This is a genomic window from Isoptericola halotolerans (genome assembly GCF_003003075.1).
In the GTDB taxonomy this organism is placed as follows: domain Bacteria; phylum Actinomycetota; class Actinomycetes; order Actinomycetales; family Cellulomonadaceae; genus Isoptericola; species Isoptericola halotolerans_A.
On the sequence record NZ_PVTX01000001.1, the window covers coordinates 530,731 to 549,001 of the forward strand.

18 protein-coding genes are annotated in these 18,271 nt (G+C 73.5%); 9 read left to right on the forward strand and 9 right to left on the reverse strand.

The genetic code is table 11. From position 1 onward, the window contains the following. Positions 1–39 precede the first annotated feature (39 nt). Complete coding sequence (locus BCL65_RS02520; RefSeq protein WP_106264816.1) at positions 40–1,062, reverse strand: LacI family DNA-binding transcriptional regulator; 1,023 nt, start codon at positions 1,060–1,062, stop codon at positions 40–42. Positions 1,063–1,352: 290 nt separating this feature from the next. Between BCL65_RS02520 and BCL65_RS02525 the strand changes: the two genes are divergently transcribed. From BCL65_RS02525 to BCL65_RS02550, 6 genes are all read left to right on the forward strand, one after another. Continuing rightward, positions 1,353–1,685: an L-rhamnose mutarotase gene (locus BCL65_RS02525; protein ID WP_106265194.1), complete on the forward strand. Its 333-nt coding sequence runs from the start codon at positions 1,353–1,355 to the stop codon at positions 1,683–1,685. Between the two features lie 11 nt (positions 1,686–1,696). Then, positions 1,697–2,863 carry an L-rhamnose isomerase gene (rhaI, locus tag BCL65_RS02530; RefSeq protein WP_106264818.1) on the forward strand — a complete coding sequence of 389 codons (1,167 nt, stop codon included), beginning with the start codon at positions 1,697–1,699 and terminating at the stop codon, positions 2,861–2,863. Continuing rightward, the gene (locus BCL65_RS02535; protein WP_243400799.1) at positions 2,860–3,813 is read left to right on the forward strand and encodes an alpha/beta hydrolase fold domain-containing protein; all 954 of its coding nucleotides are present in this window, start codon (positions 2,860–2,862) and stop codon (positions 3,811–3,813) included. Before rhaI ends, BCL65_RS02535 begins: the two co-directional genes overlap by 4 nt. Positions 3,814–3,838: 25 nt before the next feature. Next, positions 3,839–5,905, forward strand: a complete 2,067-nt coding sequence (locus tag BCL65_RS02540) for a bifunctional aldolase/short-chain dehydrogenase (RefSeq protein ID WP_165799943.1) — start codon at positions 3,839–3,841, stop codon at positions 5,903–5,905. Positions 5,906–6,015: 110 nt separating this feature from the next. Next, the gene (locus BCL65_RS02545; protein ID WP_243400817.1) at positions 6,016–7,464 is read left to right on the forward strand and encodes a rhamnulokinase; all 1,449 of its coding nucleotides are present in this window, start codon (positions 6,016–6,018) and stop codon (positions 7,462–7,464) included. Positions 7,465–7,531: 67 nt separating this feature from the next. Continuing rightward, positions 7,532–8,113: a dihydrofolate reductase family protein gene (locus BCL65_RS02550; protein WP_106264824.1), complete on the forward strand. Its 582-nt coding sequence runs from the start codon at positions 7,532–7,534 to the stop codon at positions 8,111–8,113. A 92-nt stretch (positions 8,114–8,205) separates the two neighbouring features. On the opposite strand, the gene BCL65_RS02555 is transcribed toward BCL65_RS02550, so the two are convergent. After that, the gene (locus BCL65_RS02555; RefSeq protein ID WP_106264826.1) at positions 8,206–8,604 is read right to left on the reverse strand and encodes a (R)-mandelonitrile lyase; all 399 of its coding nucleotides are present in this window, start codon (positions 8,602–8,604) and stop codon (positions 8,206–8,208) included. A 118-nt stretch (positions 8,605–8,722) separates the two neighbouring features. Next, the gene (locus BCL65_RS02560) at positions 8,723–9,745 is read right to left on the reverse strand and encodes a zinc-dependent alcohol dehydrogenase family protein (protein WP_106264828.1); all 1,023 of its coding nucleotides are present in this window, start codon (positions 9,743–9,745) and stop codon (positions 8,723–8,725) included. Positions 9,746–9,884: 139 nt separating this feature from the next. Between BCL65_RS02560 and BCL65_RS02565 the strand changes: the two genes are divergently transcribed. Both BCL65_RS02565 and BCL65_RS02570 read left to right on the forward strand, forming a co-directional pair. Then, positions 9,885–10,802, forward strand: a complete 918-nt coding sequence (locus BCL65_RS02565) for a helix-turn-helix transcriptional regulator (RefSeq protein ID WP_106264830.1) — start codon at positions 9,885–9,887, stop codon at positions 10,800–10,802. Further along, complete coding sequence (locus tag BCL65_RS02570; protein WP_106264832.1) at positions 10,802–11,386, forward strand: sugar O-acetyltransferase; 585 nt, start codon at positions 10,802–10,804, stop codon at positions 11,384–11,386. The genes BCL65_RS02565 and BCL65_RS02570 overlap by 1 nt, the downstream gene beginning before the upstream one ends. Before the next feature lie 25 nt (positions 11,387–11,411). On the opposite strand, the gene BCL65_RS02575 is transcribed toward BCL65_RS02570, so the two are convergent. Further along, positions 11,412–11,873, reverse strand: coding sequence for an ATP-binding protein (locus tag BCL65_RS02575; protein ID WP_106264834.1), 462 nt, complete (start codon positions 11,871–11,873; stop codon positions 11,412–11,414). A gap of 139 nt (positions 11,874–12,012) precedes the next feature. Next, positions 12,013–12,798: an ABC transporter ATP-binding protein gene (locus tag BCL65_RS02580; RefSeq protein ID WP_106264835.1), complete on the reverse strand. Its 786-nt coding sequence runs from the start codon at positions 12,796–12,798 to the stop codon at positions 12,013–12,015. Positions 12,799–12,998: 200 nt separating this feature from the next. On the opposite strand from BCL65_RS02580, the gene BCL65_RS02585 reads away from it, so the two are divergent. Next, positions 12,999–15,227: a SpoIIE family protein phosphatase gene (locus tag BCL65_RS02585; RefSeq protein WP_106264837.1), complete on the forward strand. Its 2,229-nt coding sequence runs from the start codon at positions 12,999–13,001 to the stop codon at positions 15,225–15,227. A gap of 16 nt (positions 15,228–15,243) precedes the next feature. Here BCL65_RS02585 and BCL65_RS02590 read toward each other — a convergent pair whose 3' ends face one another. From BCL65_RS02590 to BCL65_RS02605, 4 genes are all read right to left on the reverse strand, one after another. After that, positions 15,244–15,675 (reverse strand): ATP-binding protein, encoded by a 432-nt coding sequence (locus BCL65_RS02590; protein ID WP_106264839.1) that lies wholly within the window; start codon positions 15,673–15,675, stop codon positions 15,244–15,246. Next, the gene (locus BCL65_RS02595) at positions 15,672–16,010 is read right to left on the reverse strand and encodes an STAS domain-containing protein (protein WP_106264841.1); all 339 of its coding nucleotides are present in this window, start codon (positions 16,008–16,010) and stop codon (positions 15,672–15,674) included. The genes BCL65_RS02590 and BCL65_RS02595 overlap by 4 nt, the downstream gene beginning before the upstream one ends. Before the next feature lie 118 nt (positions 16,011–16,128). Continuing rightward, the gene (locus tag BCL65_RS02600) at positions 16,129–16,998 is read right to left on the reverse strand and encodes a sugar phosphate isomerase/epimerase family protein (protein ID WP_106264843.1); all 870 of its coding nucleotides are present in this window, start codon (positions 16,996–16,998) and stop codon (positions 16,129–16,131) included. Continuing rightward, entirely contained in the window at positions 16,995–18,227 is a 1,233-nt protein-coding gene (locus BCL65_RS02605) for a dihydrodipicolinate synthase family protein (RefSeq protein ID WP_181340706.1), read from the reverse strand. The genes BCL65_RS02600 and BCL65_RS02605 overlap by 4 nt, the downstream gene beginning before the upstream one ends. Between the last annotated feature and the right edge of the window lie 44 nt (positions 18,228–18,271).

Here is an 18,271-nt window from a genome sequence, read left to right on the forward strand (position 1 = left end):
AGCGGAACCGCGGGACGTGCCGCGGCGGCCGTGGGCGCCCTACGCCGGCGCGGACGTCGAGGACTCGCGGACCACGAGCTCGGGCTGGAACACCACGTGCTCGGCCGGGGCGTCGCCGCCGCGCAGCATGAGGTCCGCCGCCCGCGTCCCCAGCTCGTGCCGCGGCTGGCGCACGGAGGTGAGCGGGGTGGCGAGCTCCGCCGCGAAGGTGACGTCGTCGTACCCGACGAGGGCGACGTCGTCGGGCACCGACAGCCCGGCCCGGCGCAGCGTGCGCAGGGCGCCGAGCGCCACGAGGTCGTTGACGCAGAACACGGCGGTCGGGCGGTCCGGAGCGTCCAGGAGGGCGCGGATGCCGGCCTCGCCGCCGTCCGCGTCGAGGCTGACGGTGACCTCGACCAGTGCCTCGTCGGGATCGCGCCCCGCCTCGGCGAGCGCCAGGCGCACGCCCTCGAGGCGGTCGGCGCACTGGCGGATCGAGTGTGCCCCGTTGAGGAAGGCGAGGCGGGTGTGCCCCTGGTCGAGCAGGTGGCGGGTCGCCATGGCACCGCCGTTGACGTCGTCCACCGCCACGGAGGACACGGACTCCACCGGAGAGGGGTGGTCCAGCAGGACGACGCCGATCCCGCGTTCCCGCACGGCGAGCAGGTGCTCGATGCTGTCGGCCGTCGGGACGACCATCACGCCGCGCACGCCGTGCTCCTCGAACAGGCGCAGGTACCGGGCCTCGCGCTCCGGGTCGCGGTCCGAGCTGGCCACCATGAGCGTGTAGTCGTCGGCGGTGAGCCGTTCCTCGATCCCGCGCGTGACGTCGGTGAAGAACGGGTTGGAGATGTCCAGCACGATCGCGCCGACGGTCGTGATGCGCCCGGCGCGGAGCTGGCGCGCCGAGCCGTTGCGCACGAACGACAGCTCGGCGATGGCTGCCTCGACGCGCTTGCGGGTGCCGGGGGAGACGCGGTCGGGCCGGTTGAGCACGTTCGACACCGTGCCGACGGAGACGCCGGCGTGCCGCGCGACGTCCGAGATGGACGTGCGGCGGTGCTGCGTGCGGGGCGGCATGGGGTTCCCTCTCCTCGTCGACAGGTCCCGGGTCCGGGTGCCGCGGTCGGTGGACCGCTACCGGGATCGTAACGGTTCGTGCGGGGAGCGGACGAAGGGCGCGCAGGTAGGGTGGAAACCGGTTGCCGACCGTGCGGGCGCGAGCGTGGCGACGCGTCACCGGCCCGGCCTTGCGCCCGGCCTGAGGCAACGGGTACGTTGACGGCCTTGAATCGATTCATCGACCGCGTCGAGGACGATGCGAAGGAGGACCGACGGTGGTTCGCACGGACAGCGGCACGCGCCGCGTGATGTTCCGGTTCCGGGTGCGCCCGGACCGGCTCGACGAGTACTCGCGGCGCCACGCCGCGGTCTGGCCGGAGATGCTGCGCGCCCTGCACGCCACCGGTTGGCGCAACTACTCGATCTTCACGGCCCCGGACGGCACGGTGGTCGGCTACTTCGAGAGCGACGACCCGGACGCCGCCCGGGCGGACATGGGCCTGCACGAGGTCAACGCGCGCTGGCAGGCCGAGATGGCCGAGTTCTTCGACGGCGCCGGCCCCGACGAGACCATGACCGAGCTCACCCCGATCTTCCACCTCGAGACGCAGCTCGCGGCGAGCAGCACCACCGAGAACTGAAAAGGACGACCATGCCCAGCTTCGACGACATCACTCCGGTCCTGGACCGCCTCGCCATCGAGGTCCCCTCCTGGGCCTACGGCAACTCCGGGACCCGCTTCAAGGTCTTCTCCACGCCGGGCACCCCGCGCAACCCCGAGGAGAAGATCGCCGACGCCGCGCAGGTCCACCGGCTCACCGGCCTCGCGCCGACGGTGGCCCTGCACATCCCGTGGGACAAGGTCGACGACTACGCGGCGCTGCAGCGCTACGCGAACGACCAGGGCGTGGCCCTGGGCACGATCAACTCCAACACCTTCCAGGACGACGCCTACAAGCTCGGCTCCCTGACGCACACCGACCCGGGCGTGCGCCGCCAGGCGATCGACCACCACCTCGAGTGCATCGAGATCATGGACGCCACCGGGTCGCAGGACCTGAAGATCTGGCTGGCCGACGGCACGAACTACCCCGGCCAGGCCGACATCCGGACCCGTCAGGACCTCCTGCACGAGGCCCTGACCGAGATCTACGCCCGGCTCGGCGACTCCCAGCGCATGGTGCTCGAGTACAAGTTCTTCGAGCCGGCGTTCTACCACATGGACGTGCCGGACTGGGGCACCTCGTACGCGCAGGTGGCGGCGCTGGGCGACAAGGCGTTCGTCTGCCTCGACACCGGCCACCACGCGCCGGGCACCAACATCGAGTTCATCGTCGCGCAGCTCCTGCGCCTGGGAAAGCTCGGGTCCTTCGACTTCAACTCGCGGTTCTACGCCGACGACGACCTCATCGTGGGTGCGGCCGACCCGTTCCAGCTCTTCCGCATCATGGCCGAGGTCATCCGCGGCGGCGGCCTCGACGAGGGCTCGCAGGTGGCGCTCATGCTCGACCAGTGCCACAACGTCGAGGACAAGGTGCCCGGCCAGATCCGGTCGGTGCTCAACGTCCAGGAGATGACGGCACGAGCCCTGCTGATCGACCGCGACGCGCTCGCCAAGGCGCAGGAGTCGGGCGACGTGCTCGGCGCCAACGCGATCTACATGGACGCGTTCTACACCGACGTGCGCCCCGCGCTCGCCGAGTACCGCGCCGCGCGCGGCCTGCCCGAGGACCCGATGGCCGCGTTCGCGCAGTCCGGTTACCTGCCGAAGATCGCCGCCGAGCGCGTCGGCGGCCAGCAGGCCGGGTGGGGCGCGTGAGCACGACCACGACGACCACGGGCGAGGTCACGGAGCACGTGCTCGACGGCCCGCACGGTGACCTGCGCGTGCGGGTCTACGCGGTGGCCGACGGCGTCACCCCCGTCGCGGGGCTCGTCTGGGCCCACGGCGGCGGGTTCATGCACGGGGACCTCGACATGCCCGAGGCGGACCTCGTCGCGCGCACCCTCGCGGCGCAGGGCGTCGTCGTGGCGAGCGTGGACTACCGGCTCTGCCCGCCCATGGACCGGGAGGACCTCGAGGCGTCCGCCGAGCCGGGCGGTGTGCGGTTCCCGGTCGCGCACGACGAGGTGGTCCATGCCTTCCGCTGGGCGGTCGCCGCCGACCTCGGGGCCCCGGCGGGCTCCTGGTCCCTGGGCGGCGCCAGTGCCGGTGGCAACCTGGCGGCCGGAGCCTCGCTGCGTCTGCGCGACGACGCCGCGGCCGACGGGGGAGCGGAGTCCGACGCCGGGACGCAGGTGCCGCCGTCGGCCCCCGCCCAGCGGACCCCGCGCAGCACGGTGCTCGCCTACCCCGTGGTGCACGACGGGCTGCCGGCCGCGAGCCCCGAGCTCGCCGAGAAGGTGGCCGCGCTGCCGGAGGGGCGTGACTTCCCGCCGGAGGTGGTCCGCGCGATGAACGACAACTACCTCGGGCACGATCGCGGGTCCGAGTCGCCGTACGCGTTCCCCGGCGGGACGGACCTGCGCGGTCTGCCGCCCACGCTGATCGTCAACTCCGACCACGACGCGCTGCGGTCGTCGGGGGAGGCCTACGCGGCCGAGCTGGCCGCGGCCGGGACCGACGTGTCTCTCGTGCGCGAGGACGGCACGTTCCACGGACACCTCAACCAGCCCGACGACCCGGGATGCGCCCGGAGCCTGGCACGCATCGCCGCCTGGCTCACCGTCGACGGCCTCGTCGGCACCGCCCACGAACCACCCGCCTGACAGCGAACGACTGATGGAGCTTTCGATGACCAACGAGACCGTTGCCGCTCTGGTCGAGCGGTCCAACCGCCTGGGCGCCGACCCGAAGAACACCAACTACGCCGGGGGCAACACCTCCGCGAAGGGCACCGAGACCGACCCGGTGACCGGGCAGGCCGTCGAGCTGCTGTGGGTCAAGGGCTCCGGCGGCGACCTGGGCACCCTCACCGAGCAGGGCCTGGCGGTGCTGCGCCTGGACCGCATGCGCGCCCTGGTGGACGTCTACCCGGGCGTCGAGCGCGAGGACGAGATGGTCGCCGCGTTCGACTACTGCCTGCACGGCAAGGGCGGCGCCGCGCCGAGCATCGACACCGCCATGCACGGCCTGGTCGACGCCGCTCACGTGGACCACCTGCACCCCGACTCCGGCATCGCGATCGCCACCGCCGAGGACGGCCCGGAGCTGACGCAGAAGATCTTCGGCGACAAGGTCGTGTGGGTGCCGTGGCGCCGGCCCGGCTTCCAGCTCGGGCTCGACATCGCCGAGATCAAGGCGCAGCACCCCGACGCGATCGGCACCGTCCTGGGCGGCCACGGCATCACGGCGTGGGGTGCCTCCGCCGAGGAGTGCGAGCAGAACTCGCTGTGGATCATCGACACCGCCGCCGCGTACATCGCCGAGAACGGCAGGCCCGACCCGTTCGGCTCCGCCCTGGACGGCTACGGCGCGCTGCCCGCGGCCGAGCGTCGTGCCAAGGCCGCGGCGCTGGCTCCGCACCTGCGCGCGATCGCCTCGCAGGACAAGCCGCAGGTCGGCCACTTCACCGACGCCGACGTCGTCCTCGACTTCCTCGCCGCCGAGCGGCACCCCGAGCTCGCCGCCCTGGGCACGTCCTGCCCGGACCACTTCCTGCGGACCAAGGTCAAGCCGCTGGTCGTCGACCTGCCCGCGACAGCGTCCGTCGAGGAGATCGTCGAGCGCCTGCCGCGGCTCCACGAGGCCTACCGCGCCGACTACACCGCGTACTACGAGCGCGGCGCCGCCGAGGCGCGCGCCCGCGGCGAGGAGCCGCCGGCGATCCGTGGCGCCGACCCGCTGATCGTCCTGGTGCCGGGTGTGGGCATGTTCTCCTACGGCGCGGACAAGCAGACCGCCCGCGTGGCCGGCGAGTTCTACGTCAACGCCATCAACGTGATGCGCGGCGCCGAGGCCCTCTCCACCTATGCGCCGATCGACGAGTCCGAGAAGTTCCGGATCGAGTACTGGGCGCTGGAGGAGGCCAAGCTGCAGCGCAAGCCGAAGCCGAAGCCGCTCGCGACCCGCATCGCGTTCGTCACCGGCGCCGCGTCCGGCATCGGCAGGGCCATCGCCGAGCGGCTCGCCGCGGAGGGTGCCTGCGTCGTCGTCGCGGACCTCGACCTGGAGAAGTCCCGCGGCGTGGCTTCTGAGATCAACACAGCGATCGGCAGCAGCGACGTCGCGATCGGCGTGGCGGCGAACGTCGCCGACGAGGCCGCCGTCCAGGCCGCCCTGAACGAGGCCGTGCTCGCGTTCGGCGGCGTCGACATCGTGGTGAACAACGCCGGGCTGTCGCTGTCCAAGTCCCTGTTCGAGACCACCGAGGCCGACTGGGACCTGCAGCACGACGTCATGGCCAAGGGCTCGTTCCTCGTGGCGAAGAACGCCGCGCGCATCCTCGTGGACCAGCAGCTCGGCGGCGACGTCATCTACATCTCGTCCAAGAACTCGGTGTTCGCCGGGCCGAACAACATCGCCTACTCGGCCACCAAGGCCGACCAGGCCCACCAGGTGCGCCTGCTCGCGGCCGAGCTCGGCGAGCACGGCATCAAGGTCAACGGCATCAACCCCGACGGCGTCGTGCGCGGCTCCGGCATCTTCGCCTCCGGCTGGGGTGCCAACCGTGCCAAGACCTACGGGATCGAGGAGGAGGACCTGGGCGCCTTCTACGCCCAGCGCACCCTGCTCAAGCGCGAGGTGCTGCCGGAGAACATCGCCAACGCGGCGTTCGCGCTCTGCACGGCCGACTTCTCCCACACCACCGGCCTGCACGTGCCCGTCGACGCGGGCGTGGCGCAGGCGTTCCTCCGGTGAGCGCCGTGGGCCGCGTCCCGGCCACCCCGGGGCCCGACGGCGGCGCAGGCGGTCCACAGAGGGTGCCCGCGTTCGTGGCCGTCGACCTCGGGGCCACCAGCGGCCGGGTGATGCTCGGCGTCGTGCACGGCGAGCCCCGCCGGGTCGAGCTCGTCGAGACGGGGCGGTTCCCCCACGAGCCCGTCCCGGTGCCCCGGGCGGGCGGTGAGGCCGCCGACCTGCGGTGGGACGTGCTCGCCCTCTGGCGGGGCATCCTCGCCGGGCTGCGCGAGGCCGGGCGGGAGGCGGCCGCTCGGGGCGCGGTCGTGCAGGGCATCGGCGTCGACTCGTGGGCCGTGGACTACGGGCTGCTCGACGCCGACGGCGTCCTGCTCGGTGCGCCGCGCAGCTACCGGGACCCGCGGATCCTGGGCGCGGCCGAGCGGGTCTACGCCGGTATCCCGGCCGCGGACCAGTACGCGGTCAACGGGCTGCAGCACCTGCCGTTCACCACGGTGTTCCAGCTCGCGGCCGGTGCGCACGAGGCGGGCTGGGGCACGGCGCGCAGCCTGCTGCTCGTGCCGGACCTCATCACCTGCTGGCTCACCGGCCGGAAGGTCGCCGAGGTCACCAACGCCTCGACCACCGGGCTGCTCGACGCCCGCGCACGCCGCTGGTCCCGCGAGATGCTCGTCCGGCTCGGCGAGGAGGTGCCCGGGCTCGCCGGCCTGGAGGACCTCCTGCCGGACCTCGTCGAGCCGGGCACCGTGGTGGGGCCGCTCCTGCCCGCTCTGGCGGAGCAGTCCGGCCTCGGCCCCGTCCCGGTCGTGGCGGTCGCGTCGCACGACACGGCCTCGGCGGTGGCGGCGGTCCCGCTGGTGCCCGGGGCGGCGTACATCTCGTCGGGCACGTGGTCGCTGGTCGGTCTCGAGCTGGACGCCCCGGTGCTGAGCGAGGCCAGCCGGACGGCGAACTTCACCAACGAGCTGGGCCTCGACGGGACGGTGCGCTACCTGCGCAACGTCATGGGCCTGTGGGTGCTCGACGAGTGCGTTCGGGAGTGGCGACGCAGTGGCGAGGACGTCGACCTCGGTGAGCTGCTGGCGGCCGCGGCCGGGGAGCCGGGCGGGCGCTGCGTCGTCGACGTCGACGCCGACGTGTTCCTCGCACCGGGCGACATGCCGGCCCGGTTCCGCGAGGCGGCCCGCGCCGCCGGCCAGGAGGTCCCCGCGAGCCGGGCGGCCCTGGTGCGTGCGGTGCTCGACTCGCTGGCGGCCGCGTACGCGCGGGTGGTCCGCACGGCCGGCGAGCTGGCGGGCGTCGACGTGACGGCGGTGCACGTCGTCGGAGGCGGGGTACGCAACGAGCTGTTGTGCCGCCTGACCGCCGAGGCGACCGGGCTGCCCGTCGTGACCGGAGCGGTGGAGGCCGCGGCGCTCGGCAACGTGCTCGTGCAGGCGCGGGCCGTGGGGGTGCTCGGCGAGCCCCGGTCCGTCGGGCTCGCCGAGCTGCGCGAGGTCGTCGTCGCGAGCTCCGACCCCAGCACGTACGCGCCGTCGTCCGTCCCCGCGGGCAAGTGATGCCTGCGTTCTCAGCGCCCTAGGCTGAGACGCCCGCCGGGAACGGCCCGGCTTGCGGAAGGAACCCATGCGCAACCTCGTGTACTACGTGGCCGCGACCCTCGACGGCTACATCGCCGGACCCGACGGCGGCGACCCGAGCGGGGCGGACTACCTCCCGGTCACGCCCGACGTCGTGCAGTTCATCGTCGAGCACTTCCCCGAGACCTTGCCCGGCCCGGCCCGCGAGGCCATGGGGATCGACGGACCCGGGCGGTCGTTCGACACCGTCCTCGAGGGTCGCGCCTCGTACGAGGTCGGGCTGGCCGCCGGCCTCACCGACGCCTACCCCCACCTGCGGCATCTCGTCTTCTCCACGAGCATGACGACCAGCCCGGACCCGGCCGTCGAGCTGGTGCGCGGCGACGCCCTGGGCCGCGTGCGGGCACTCAAGGCCGAGAGCGGGCTCGATCTGTGGCTGGTGGGCGGCGGCAGGCTCGCCCACTCGCTGCTGCCGGAGATCGACCGGCTCGTGATCAAGCAGAACCGGTCCGTGATCGGCTCCGGCGTCCCGCTCTTCGACGGCCCGTTCCGGTCCCACCTGTTCCGGCCGGTCGACGAGACCCTGCTCTCGTCGGGCGTGCGCGTCGTCACCTACGACCGCGCTTGAACAGGCTCCGTCCTGTCCCCGAACCGGCCGGTTCGAGGACAGATCGCAGGGCACCGTGCGAGGTCGGCTGCCGCCCTCAGGACGGTGGGGAATCAGCGTCGCTGGTAGTCACCGTCGGGGACGTGCTCGAGCCAGGTCACGACCTGGCCGTGCTCGTCAGCCTCCTGGATCGCGACGTGGGCCATGAATCGGTCGGGTGCGGCGCCGTGCCAGTGTTCCTCCCCGGGTTCGATGTATACGACGTCGCCGGGCCGGATCTCACGAACCTCGCCGCCGCGAGTGGCGACGTAGCCGATGCCGTCGGTCACGTAGAGCGTCTGCCCCTTGGGGTGGTGGTGCCATGCCGTCCGGGCACCGGGGGAGAACCGCACGTGGGCGCACCCCACGGCGGACTGGTCATCAGGGTCGCGAACTCCGTCGATGTAGACCGTGCCGGTGAACCACTCGTGCGGCCCGGCGCCGGTCCGGCCGCCGCTTCGGGTGAGCCTCATGTGTGTCGTCCTCTCGTGTCGGTGTAGCCGACGTCGCCGTAATACAGGACCAGGTCCCGGTCCTTCGGGGTCGAACGGCTGCCTGCCTCTGCGGACGGGGCAGGCAGCCGAACGGTCATCACACGGTGAGCAGCACCTTGGTGGCGCGGCGCTCGTCCATGGCCTTGTACCCCTCGGCGGCCTGCTCGAGCGGGAGGGTGAGGTCGAAGACCTTGCCCGGGTCGATCGTGCGGTCCCAGATGAGCTGGATGAGCTCGGGCAGGAACCGGCGGACCGGGGCGGGGCCACCGAGGATCTGCACCTGGGAGAAGAAGAGCAGCTCGCCGGGCAGCTGGACGTCGTGCGTGACGCCGACGAAGCCGACGTTCCCGCCCGGTCGAGCGGAGCTGATGGCCTGGACCATCGACTCCTGGGTGCCGACGGCCTCGATGACCGAGTGGGCGCCGAGGCCGCCGGTGAGCTCCTTGACCCGGGCCACGCCGGCGTCCCCACGCTCCTCGACGATGTCTGTGGCGCCGAAGTGGCGGGCGAGGTCCTGGCGGCCCTTGTGCCGGGACATGGCGATGATCCGCTCCGCGCCGAGCTGCTTGGCCGCAAGGACACCCATGATTCCGACGGCGCCGTCGCCGACGACGGCGACAGTCCTGCCCGGCCCGGCTTGTGCGGCGACGGCAGCGAACCAGCCGGTGCCCAGGACGTCGGAGGCGGCGAGCAGGTGCGGGACCAGGTCGGGTTCGGGCTGACCGGGGGTCGCGACGAGCGTGCCGTCGGCGAACGGGATGCGGGCCCTCTCCGCCTGGGTACCGATCGCAGCGTCGACGAAGAGTCGGTGCACGCAGCTGGACGGGAAGCCGGCGCGGCAGATCTCGCAGGTGCCGTCGGAGATGACGAACGAACCCACGACGAAGTCGCCGGGCTTGACGGTGGTGACCTCGGCGCCGACCTCCTCCACGACACCGACGTACTCGTGGCCCATCGTCGCGTGGTCCACGGGGTCGGCACCGCGGTAGGGCCACAGGTCGGAGCCGCAGATACAGGTTGCGGCCAGTCGGATGACCGCGTCGGTCGGGTCGACGATCGTCGGGTCGTCGCGGTCCTCGATCCGGACGTCGCCGGGGCCGTGCATGATCACGCCGCGCATGAGGTTCTCCTTCTCGGGATGGGTGGTCCCACCGTGTGCCCGATCCTCGACGTGTGGAAGTGCCTGTCGTGGGGTGTACCGGCAGTACACCCCGCGACGTGGCGTTCCTCGCCGGCCGCGTGGGGCCTACGGTCGAAGCATGGACAACCGAGCGGACGTGCGCGAGTTCCTCGTCTCCCGGCGCGCCAAGGTCACCCCCGAGTCTGTGGGTGTCGTCAGTGGGGCGAACCGTCGCGTGCCGGGTCTGCGGCGCAGCGAGGTCGCCGCCCTCGCCGGCGTGAGCGTCGAGTACTACGCCAAGCTCGAGCGCGGGGCGATCGGCGGCGCGTCGACGTCCGTGCTCGACGCCGTCGCGCGGGCGCTGCAGCTCGACGACACCGAGCGCGCGCACCTGTTCGACCTCGCCCGTGCCGCAGACGGCGTGCCCTCGTCCGGCCGTGCGCGTCGGCGCGCGACCCGGGCCGCACCACCGCGCGCGAGCCTGCAGTGGGCGCTGGCGGCGATCACCGACGGCGTCGCCTTCGTCCGTGACCAGCGCCAGGACCTGCTCGCGACCAACGCGCTCGGCCGCGCGTTCTACTCCCCGGTCATCGGCGACGGCGGCCGCACGCCGAACCTCGCGCGATTCCAGTTCCTCGACCCCGCGGCCCGGGAGTTCTACCCGGACTGGGACCTGTTCGCCGAGATGTGCGTGGCGATCATGCGTGCTGAAGCGGGCCGTGACCCGCACGACAAGGGCCTCCAAGATCTCGTCGGGGAGCTCTCGACCCGCAGCGAGACGTTTCGCCGGCTGTGGGGCGCGCACGACGTGCGCAGCCACGGGTCCGGCACCAAGCGATTCCACCACCCCGTGGTCGGCGAGCTCACACTGGCGTACGAGGAGCTCGCCATCACCGCCGAGCCCGGCCAGGTGCTCATGGTCTATACGGCCGAGCCCGGCTCGCCGTCGGCCGAGCGCCTGCGCCTGCTCGCCTCCTGGGCTGCTGACCAAGCCGTCACCGGGCCCAGCACCGGTGAGCATCGACCCCACGCAGGCTCGGCAGGACAGGAGCGGTGATGGAGCTGCAGGACTTCCTCCAGCACGTCGGCCGCGGGTCCGTCATCCAGGCCGGCTCGGACGAGCACGCCTTCATGCACCGCGCCGCCCAGGAGGCGCTGCACGTGGTCGCAGAGCTCAACAGCGGCTACCGGACGCCGGAAGAGGTGCGCGCTCTCCTCACCCGGCTGACCGGGCAGACGCTCGAGGAGTCGGTGACCCTCTTCCCGCCGTTCTACTGCGAGTTCGGCAAGAACCTCACGCTTGGCGCCGGCGTCTTCGTGAACATGGGCTGCCGGTTCCAGGACGCCGGGGGCATCACCATCGGCGACGGCACACTCATCGGCCACGGCAGCACCATCGTCACTCTCAACCACGCCGTCGACCCTGCACGGCGAGCCGACATGACGCCGGCGCCCGTCACGATCGGGCGCAAAGTGTGGCTCGGCGCCTCGGTCACCGTCGTGCCCGGGGTGACCATCGGTGACGGCGCGATCGTCGGAGCCGGCGCAGTGGTCACCAGAGATGTCCCGGCGGACACCATCGTGGCCGGAGTCCCGGCTCGGCCCGTCCGGACGACCGGCTTCGACGCCTCCTCCGTCTGAGCGCACGCATGCAGGGGAAGCGCGACTAGGGCAGCGGGCCGTCCGGCGGCGGGTCCGCCACGACGAACCGGGCCCAGACGTGCTTCGCGCCGTCGGGCGTGCGGTACCAGCCGACGTCGTCGGCGATGCGCAGGGTGAGCTGGAGACCGAAGCCGCCCTCACCCAGCTCACGGTCGGTCGTGAGCACCGGAGGGTTGTCGGGCGAGCGGTCCATGACCGAGACCGTGACGGCGACGCCGTCCGAGACCACGTCCAGCCGGGCCGGGCCGCCGGCGTGCTCCAGGGCGTTGGCCGTCAGCTCGCTCGCCACGAGCACGATGTCCTGCAGCAGCGAGCGGGTCGGCTCCGTCTCCGCGCAGGGCGTGGGAGTCTCGGTGCAGAGCGTCTCCTGGAGGCGGGAGCGGGCGGTGGAGAGCTCGTCGACGGTGACGACGGTCCAGGTGCCCACCAGCCGCGACCGGAGCGACGTGGCGGCGTCCTCGCTCATGGCGTCACCATGGTCGCGCCGCACTCTGGGGTGAGCATCGCTACTCCTCGTCACGCGCCGCACTCGGGGCCGGGGTCCGCGACGACATTACCCCTGGCGACCCGGCCGTGCCCGTCGTGCACACGACGGCGGCGCCTCCTCAGCGGAAGCGTTGGACGGCTCGGGGCGCGGCCTCGGCGAGCTCGCGGACGGAGGGGTGCGAGGCCTCGGCGAGCACGGCGGACAACGACCCGGAGGCGACGAACGTCCCCTCCGCGAGCACGTGGACCGTCGGGCACAGCCGCTCCACGAGCTCGAGGTCGTGGGAGACGAGCAGCACCGCGGTGCCTGCCTCGGTGGCGGCGGCACCCAGGCGGCGGACCACCTCGCCACGCATCGCGGGGTCGACGGCGGTCAGCGGCTCGTCGAGCAGGAGGGCACCTGGCCGGGTGGCCAGCGCCGCGGCGAGCGCCACCCGCTGCTTCTCGCCGCCCGAGAGGGTGCCGACCTGGCGTGGCGCGAAGCGGGGCTCGAGCGCGACGTCGGTGAGCAGCTCCTCCACCGAGCGACCGCTCGCGCGCCCGGCCTTGCGGGCGTCGCTCAACGCCTTGCCGATCACGCGGTCGACGGAGGTGCGGGGGTCGACGCCGGCGATGCCTTCCTGGGCCACCCGGCGGACCTGGGCGCGGAACACCTTCTTGTCCCGCAGGCCGATCCGGCTGACGGTACGCCCGGACCAGGTGACGCGGCCGGCGGAGGGCCGCACCTGGCCGACCAGCGCGCGGACGATGGTGGACTTGCCGGCACCCGACGGACCGACGATGCCGACCGGGGCGTCGCCGGGCGTGAGCTCGAGATCGATGCCGTGCACGACGTCGGCCCCTCCGTACCCGGCGGCGAGGCCGTCGGCGCGCAGGACGGGGGTCGGGCTGGAGCTCGTGCTCATCGGTGCTCTCCTGTGGGGGACGCGTGGTGGCCCGCCGGACGAAAGGGGAACGGCCGGCGGGCCATTGTGTACGACGATCGACGCGCCGCCCCGGTTCCCGGGTGCGGCGACGAGCCGGCCGGACGCTACCCTTGGTGCTCCAAGCAACGAGCGCCGGGAGGGTGTGCGTGACGAGGTCCCCTGCGGCGTCTGCCGTCCCGGTGCCTGCCTCGGACGAGGCGGCGACGAGCGCGACGCGCCTTCCCGGGAGCGTGACGGTGCAGCCGCGGGGCATGCTGCTGGCGGTCCGCGTCAGCGACGGCGTCGTGCTGCACACCTCGGCCAACACGGAGATCGTCGGACGGTGCCCCGCCGAGGTCCTCGGCCGGCCGCTCTCCGAGGTCCTCGGTCCGCAGCCTGCCGGGCAGGTCCTCGCGCCTGTCGTCGCCGGCACCGACCTGGCGACCGTGAACCCCGTGGCGCTCGAGCTGCCCGACGACCGCGGCGGGGGTGCGTACGAGGCGATCCTCCACGGACCGCGCCGCGACCCCGGCCCCACCCCGCCCCTCGTGGTGGTCGAGATGGAGCCGGCGCGGCCCTCCGGCGTCCGCGGCGCGGCGAGCGGCTACGGACCGCTGCGGACGGCGCTCGCCGACCTCGAGCTGGCCGACTCGCTCGACGAGCTCTACGACGTCGCGCTCGGGGCCGTGCGGTCCCTCACGGGCTTCGACCGTGCCTCGCTGCACCTGCTCGACGCCCAGGGGAACTCGGAGGTCGTCGCCGAGGCGCGCGCCTGCGGGCTGGTGCCGTGGACGGGACTCCACTTCCCGGCGTCGGAACTGCCGCCGGAGACGCGCGAGCTGCACTCCCGCGTGCGGGTGCACCTCGTCGACGACCTCGAGGCGCGCGGGGTGCGGGTGCTCGCCCACGACGACGGCGGGCCCGTCCCGTGGCCGGACCTCGGCACCGCCACGCTGCGTGCCGCGCCGCCGGCGTACCTCGAGCGGCACCGTTCGCGCGGCGCCCGTGCCGCGCTGGGCGTCGGCCTCTTCCACGGCGGTGAGCTGTGGGGCGTGATCTACTGCCACCACTACGGCGGTCCGCGGCGGGTGCCGTACGACGTCCGGGTCGGGGTGGAGGTGCTGACGGGCAACCTGTCGGCGCTGCGTGCCGCCCGGCTCGGGACCGACAGGGACGCGGAGACGCGCCGGCAGGACCGTGTGCTGGCGCACCTCGCCGCCGACTCGCGCGACGAGACCGTCCCGCTGGGCACGGCGATCACCCGGTCCGGCTGGACCCGGCGGCTCGTGCGGGCCGACGGCGCGATCGTCAGTGCCGAGGGGCGCGTGACGAGCGTCGGGCACGTCCCCGACGACGCCGGCCGGCGTGCGCTCATCGCGTGGGTCGCGGGTGCGGGCGAGGAGGTCGTGGCGACCGACTGCCTGGGCGAGACCGCGCCCGACGTGGCTGCCGCCGCCCCCGACGTCGCGGGCGCCATGGGCATCGCCCTGCCCGAGGGTCAGGTGGTCGTCTGGCTGCGCGACGAGGTGCAGCGCCGCGTCGACTGGGGCAGCGATCCCACCACGAGCCGGCCGGTGCGCGCCGACGACCCGATCCGCACGATGCTCCGCTCCTCGCAGGAACGGTGGCGCGAGGTGGTCGACCGCCACAGCCTGCCCTGGCTCCCCGACCAGGTCGAGAGCGCCGTGGCGCTCCGCGGGCACCTGCTGGAAGCCCTCTACCTCCGTGGCCGCAAGGAGGTCCGCGCGACCGAGGAGCTGCAGCGCAGCCTCCTGCCCCAGGAGCTCGCGCAGGTCGACGGGTGGGAGATCGAGGCCCGGTACGAGGCGGCCGGCACCGGCCTGGTGGGCGGTGACTGGTACGACGCGCTCGTCCTGCCCTCCGGGCACCTGGCCCTGGTCGTCGGCGACGTCACCGGGCACGGACTGCAGGCGGCCGCGACCATGGGCCAGCTGCGCACCGCGCTGCGGACCTCGCTGGTCGGCAGCGACTCCGCCCACGAGGCCGCGAGGCTGCTCTTCGACGTCATGCGCTGGACCCTGCCGGGTGAGCTCGCCACGTTGACCGTGGCGCTCGTCGACCCCGCGACCGGCAGCGTCGAGAACGTCTCGCTCGGCCATCCGCCGCTGCTCGTCGTGTCCCCCGACGGCAGCGTGCGCTGGGCGCCCCGGGCCGGTGCGCCGCCGCTCGGCCTGGCGGGCGACGTGCCGCCGGCGCACCGGGTGGAGGTGCCGCGCGGCGGCGCGCTGGTGCTCTACAGCGACGGCCTGGTCGAGCGCCGAGACGAGTCCGTCGGCGACGGTCTGGCGCGCCTCGCCGCCGCCTTCGGCACCGGGCCCCGCACCGACGTCGACGACGTCGTGCGGGCCACGCGCGACGAGCGGTCGGCCGACGACGCGACGCTCATGGTGGTCCGCCGGCAGGCCTGAGCCGCGGCCGCGGGCCTCATGCGAACTGCGCCCAGACGTGCTTGGCGCCCTGGCTACGGAACCAGCCGATCCCCGCGGCCGCACGAGCGGCGAGGAGGAGGCCGAGACCTCCTTCACCGGAACCACCCGTGCCCGGTACCGGGGGCAGGTCCGGGCGGTGGTCCACGACGTCGACGGCGAGGGTCGCTCCGTGCTGGAGCAGGCGCAGCGTGACGGGCTGGCTGCCGTAGCGCACGGCGTTGGTGACCAGCTCGGACGCCACCAGCACGATGCGGTCCAGCGCGGGGCCTCCCGCGCCGCCCGGCGGGTCGGCGCCCGCCGCAGCGGTCAACGCGACCAGCGTCTCCTGGAGGCCGGCCCGGACGTCCGAGACGTGGTCGAGGTCGCGCACGGTCCACGCGGCGACCTCGGTCAACGTCGCCTCGGGCAGGGCCTCGACCAGCGTCACCGGGCGGCCTGTGCGGTCGAGGCGGACCCGGCTCCCTGCTGCTCGATCCTGAACAGCGAGATGACGCCGGAGAGCTCGAGCAGGTCGAGGGTGCGTCCGGGGACGCCGCGCAGGAGGGGCGGCTCCGGGCTGCCCTCCACGGCGTGGTAGAGCAGCCGCAGCCCGCCCGAGTCCATGAACGTCACCTTCGACAGGTCGATGACGATCGGCCGCTCCGCCGACCGCGCCACCTGCTTGAGATCGTCCTCCAGCCGGGACTGGACGGCGGCGTCGACCTCTCCGCGCATCACCCAGAGGTAGCCGTCGTCCTCCACGCGGACATCGCCGTGGGTCACGGGTGCTCCTTGTTGCTCGGTGCTGTGGATCGGTGCTGCCGTGGAGCGGGCAGCATGCTCAGCAGCCGACTTTACCGCGAGCCGGCCAGGAGTTCCTGGCCGGCTCCCGGGGCAGGACTCAGAGGTGGGGCAGGACGTGCTCCGCGAACCGTGCGCCGACGGTGGCGGCCGTCTCGGCGGGCGGTGCGGCCCATATCTCGGCGTTGAAGATCTCCGTCTCCACGTCGCCGGTGTACCCGGCCTCGGCGACCCAGCGCGAGATGGTGGCGAAGTCGACGTACCCGTCACCGACGTGGCCGCGCGAGTTCAGGGCCGTGGCGGCGAACGGCAGGTTCCAGTCGCACACCTGGTAGCCGGCGATGCGTCCCTCACGGCCGGCGCGGAGGATCGAAGCCTGGAGCTCCGGGTCCCACCACACGTGGTACGTGTCCACGACCACGCCCACGGTCCCGGCGTCGAACGGCGCCGCGAGGTCCAGCGCCTGCCCGAGCGTCGAGACCACGGCACGGTCGGCGACGAACATCGGGTGCAGGGGCTCCAGCACGATCCGCACGCCGTGCCGCTCCGCGATCGGTGCGAGGTCGGCCAGCCGGTCCGCGACGCGACGCCGCGTGGCGACCAGGTCCCGGTCCGTGCCGGGCGCCGGGGGCGCCTCGGGCGCGGAGCCGGGCAGCCCGCCGACGACGAAGACGAGCTCCGACGTGCCGACCTCGGCCGCCTCGATCAGCGCCCGTTCGTTGTCGGCCACCGCCTCGCGGATGCCCTCGTCCGACGTCGCGGTGAGGAATCCTCCGCGGCACAGTGACGAGACCCGCAGCCCGGCGTCCTCGACGATCTTGCGCGCGGTCGCAGCACCGGCCTCCTGCACCTGGTGGCGCCACAGCCCGACGGCGCCGAGCCCGGCCCCGGCGGCCGCCTCGACGGCCTCCGTCAGGGAGGCGTGCTTGACGGTCGCGGTGTTGAGCGAGCAGCGGGAGAGGTCGCTCATGAGTCCGCCCCGTTCACCGTCAGCAGCGCCTGCAGTCGCCGTGCGGCCGTGTCGGGCGCGAGCAGCATGCCGCAGTCGTCCGCGAGGCGGGCGAGCTCGACCAGGTGCGCCAGCGAGCGTCCGCAGTGCAGCCCGCCGACGAGCTGGAACCCGGGCTGGAACCCGTTCAGCCAGGACAGGAACGCCACGCCGGTCTTGTAGTAGTAGGTGGGCGCGGCGAAGATGTGCCGGCCCAGCTTCTCGGTGGAGGCGAGGATCGCGTGCCCCCGCGCCGCGCCCTGCCGAGCAGACTCGGCGTCGCCGGCTGCTGCTCCCTCGTCGAACGCCTGCAGCGCCGTGGACGCCGCCGGGTAGATCGCCGCGAAGATGCCGAGCAGGGCGTCGGAGTAGCCCTGCTCGTCACCTGCGATGAGCTCCGGGTAGTTGAAGTCGTCCCCGGTGTAGAGCCGCACGGGGGAGCCCTCGAGGGCGGCCAGCGCGCGGCGGAGGCCGACCTCGTGCCGGGCGTCCAGCAGCGACACCTTGACGCCGTCGACCTTGTCCTGGTGGGCCCGGATGAGGTCGAGGAACGTGGCGGTCGCGGTGTCCACCGACTCCGAGCCCCAGTAGCCGGCCAGGGCGGGGTCGAACATCGTGCCCAGCCAGTGCAGGATCACCGGGCGGTCGGTCTCGGCGAGCACGGCGTCGTAGACGCGGGCGTAGTCGTCGGCGGAGCGGGCGACCTTCGCCAGGGCGCGGGACGCCATGACGATGACCTGCGCCCCGGACTCCTGGACGACCCGCACCTGCTCGCGGTAGGCCGCGGTGACCGCGTCGAGGGCCGCCGGGTCACCGGCCTCCCACCGCGCGACCTCGGCCGGGTCGAGCTGGTCGGTGCCGGCACCGCAGGCGATGGAACCGCCCACGGAGGCGGCCTCGGTCGCGGAGCGGCGGACGAGCTCCTGGGTGGCGGCCCAGTCGAGCCCCATGCCGCGCTGGGCGGTGTCCATCGCGTCCGCCACGCCGAGGCCGTGCCGCCAGATCTGGTGCCGGTAGGCGAGCGTGGCGTCCCAGTCGACGACGGCCGGGGCGCCGGGCACGTTCTCGGCCCCGACCTGCGGGACCACGTGGGCGGCCGCGAAGGCGACCCGGGAGCGGATCGGTCCGTCGGGCACCTGCCACGGGCCGGGGGCGTTGAGCTCGCGCACCTCGGTGCCGACGAGACGACCGCCGGCGTCGAACCGCGGCAGCCGCACCGTGACGCCCGAGCCGGTCAGCACGGGCGCGGTGGACA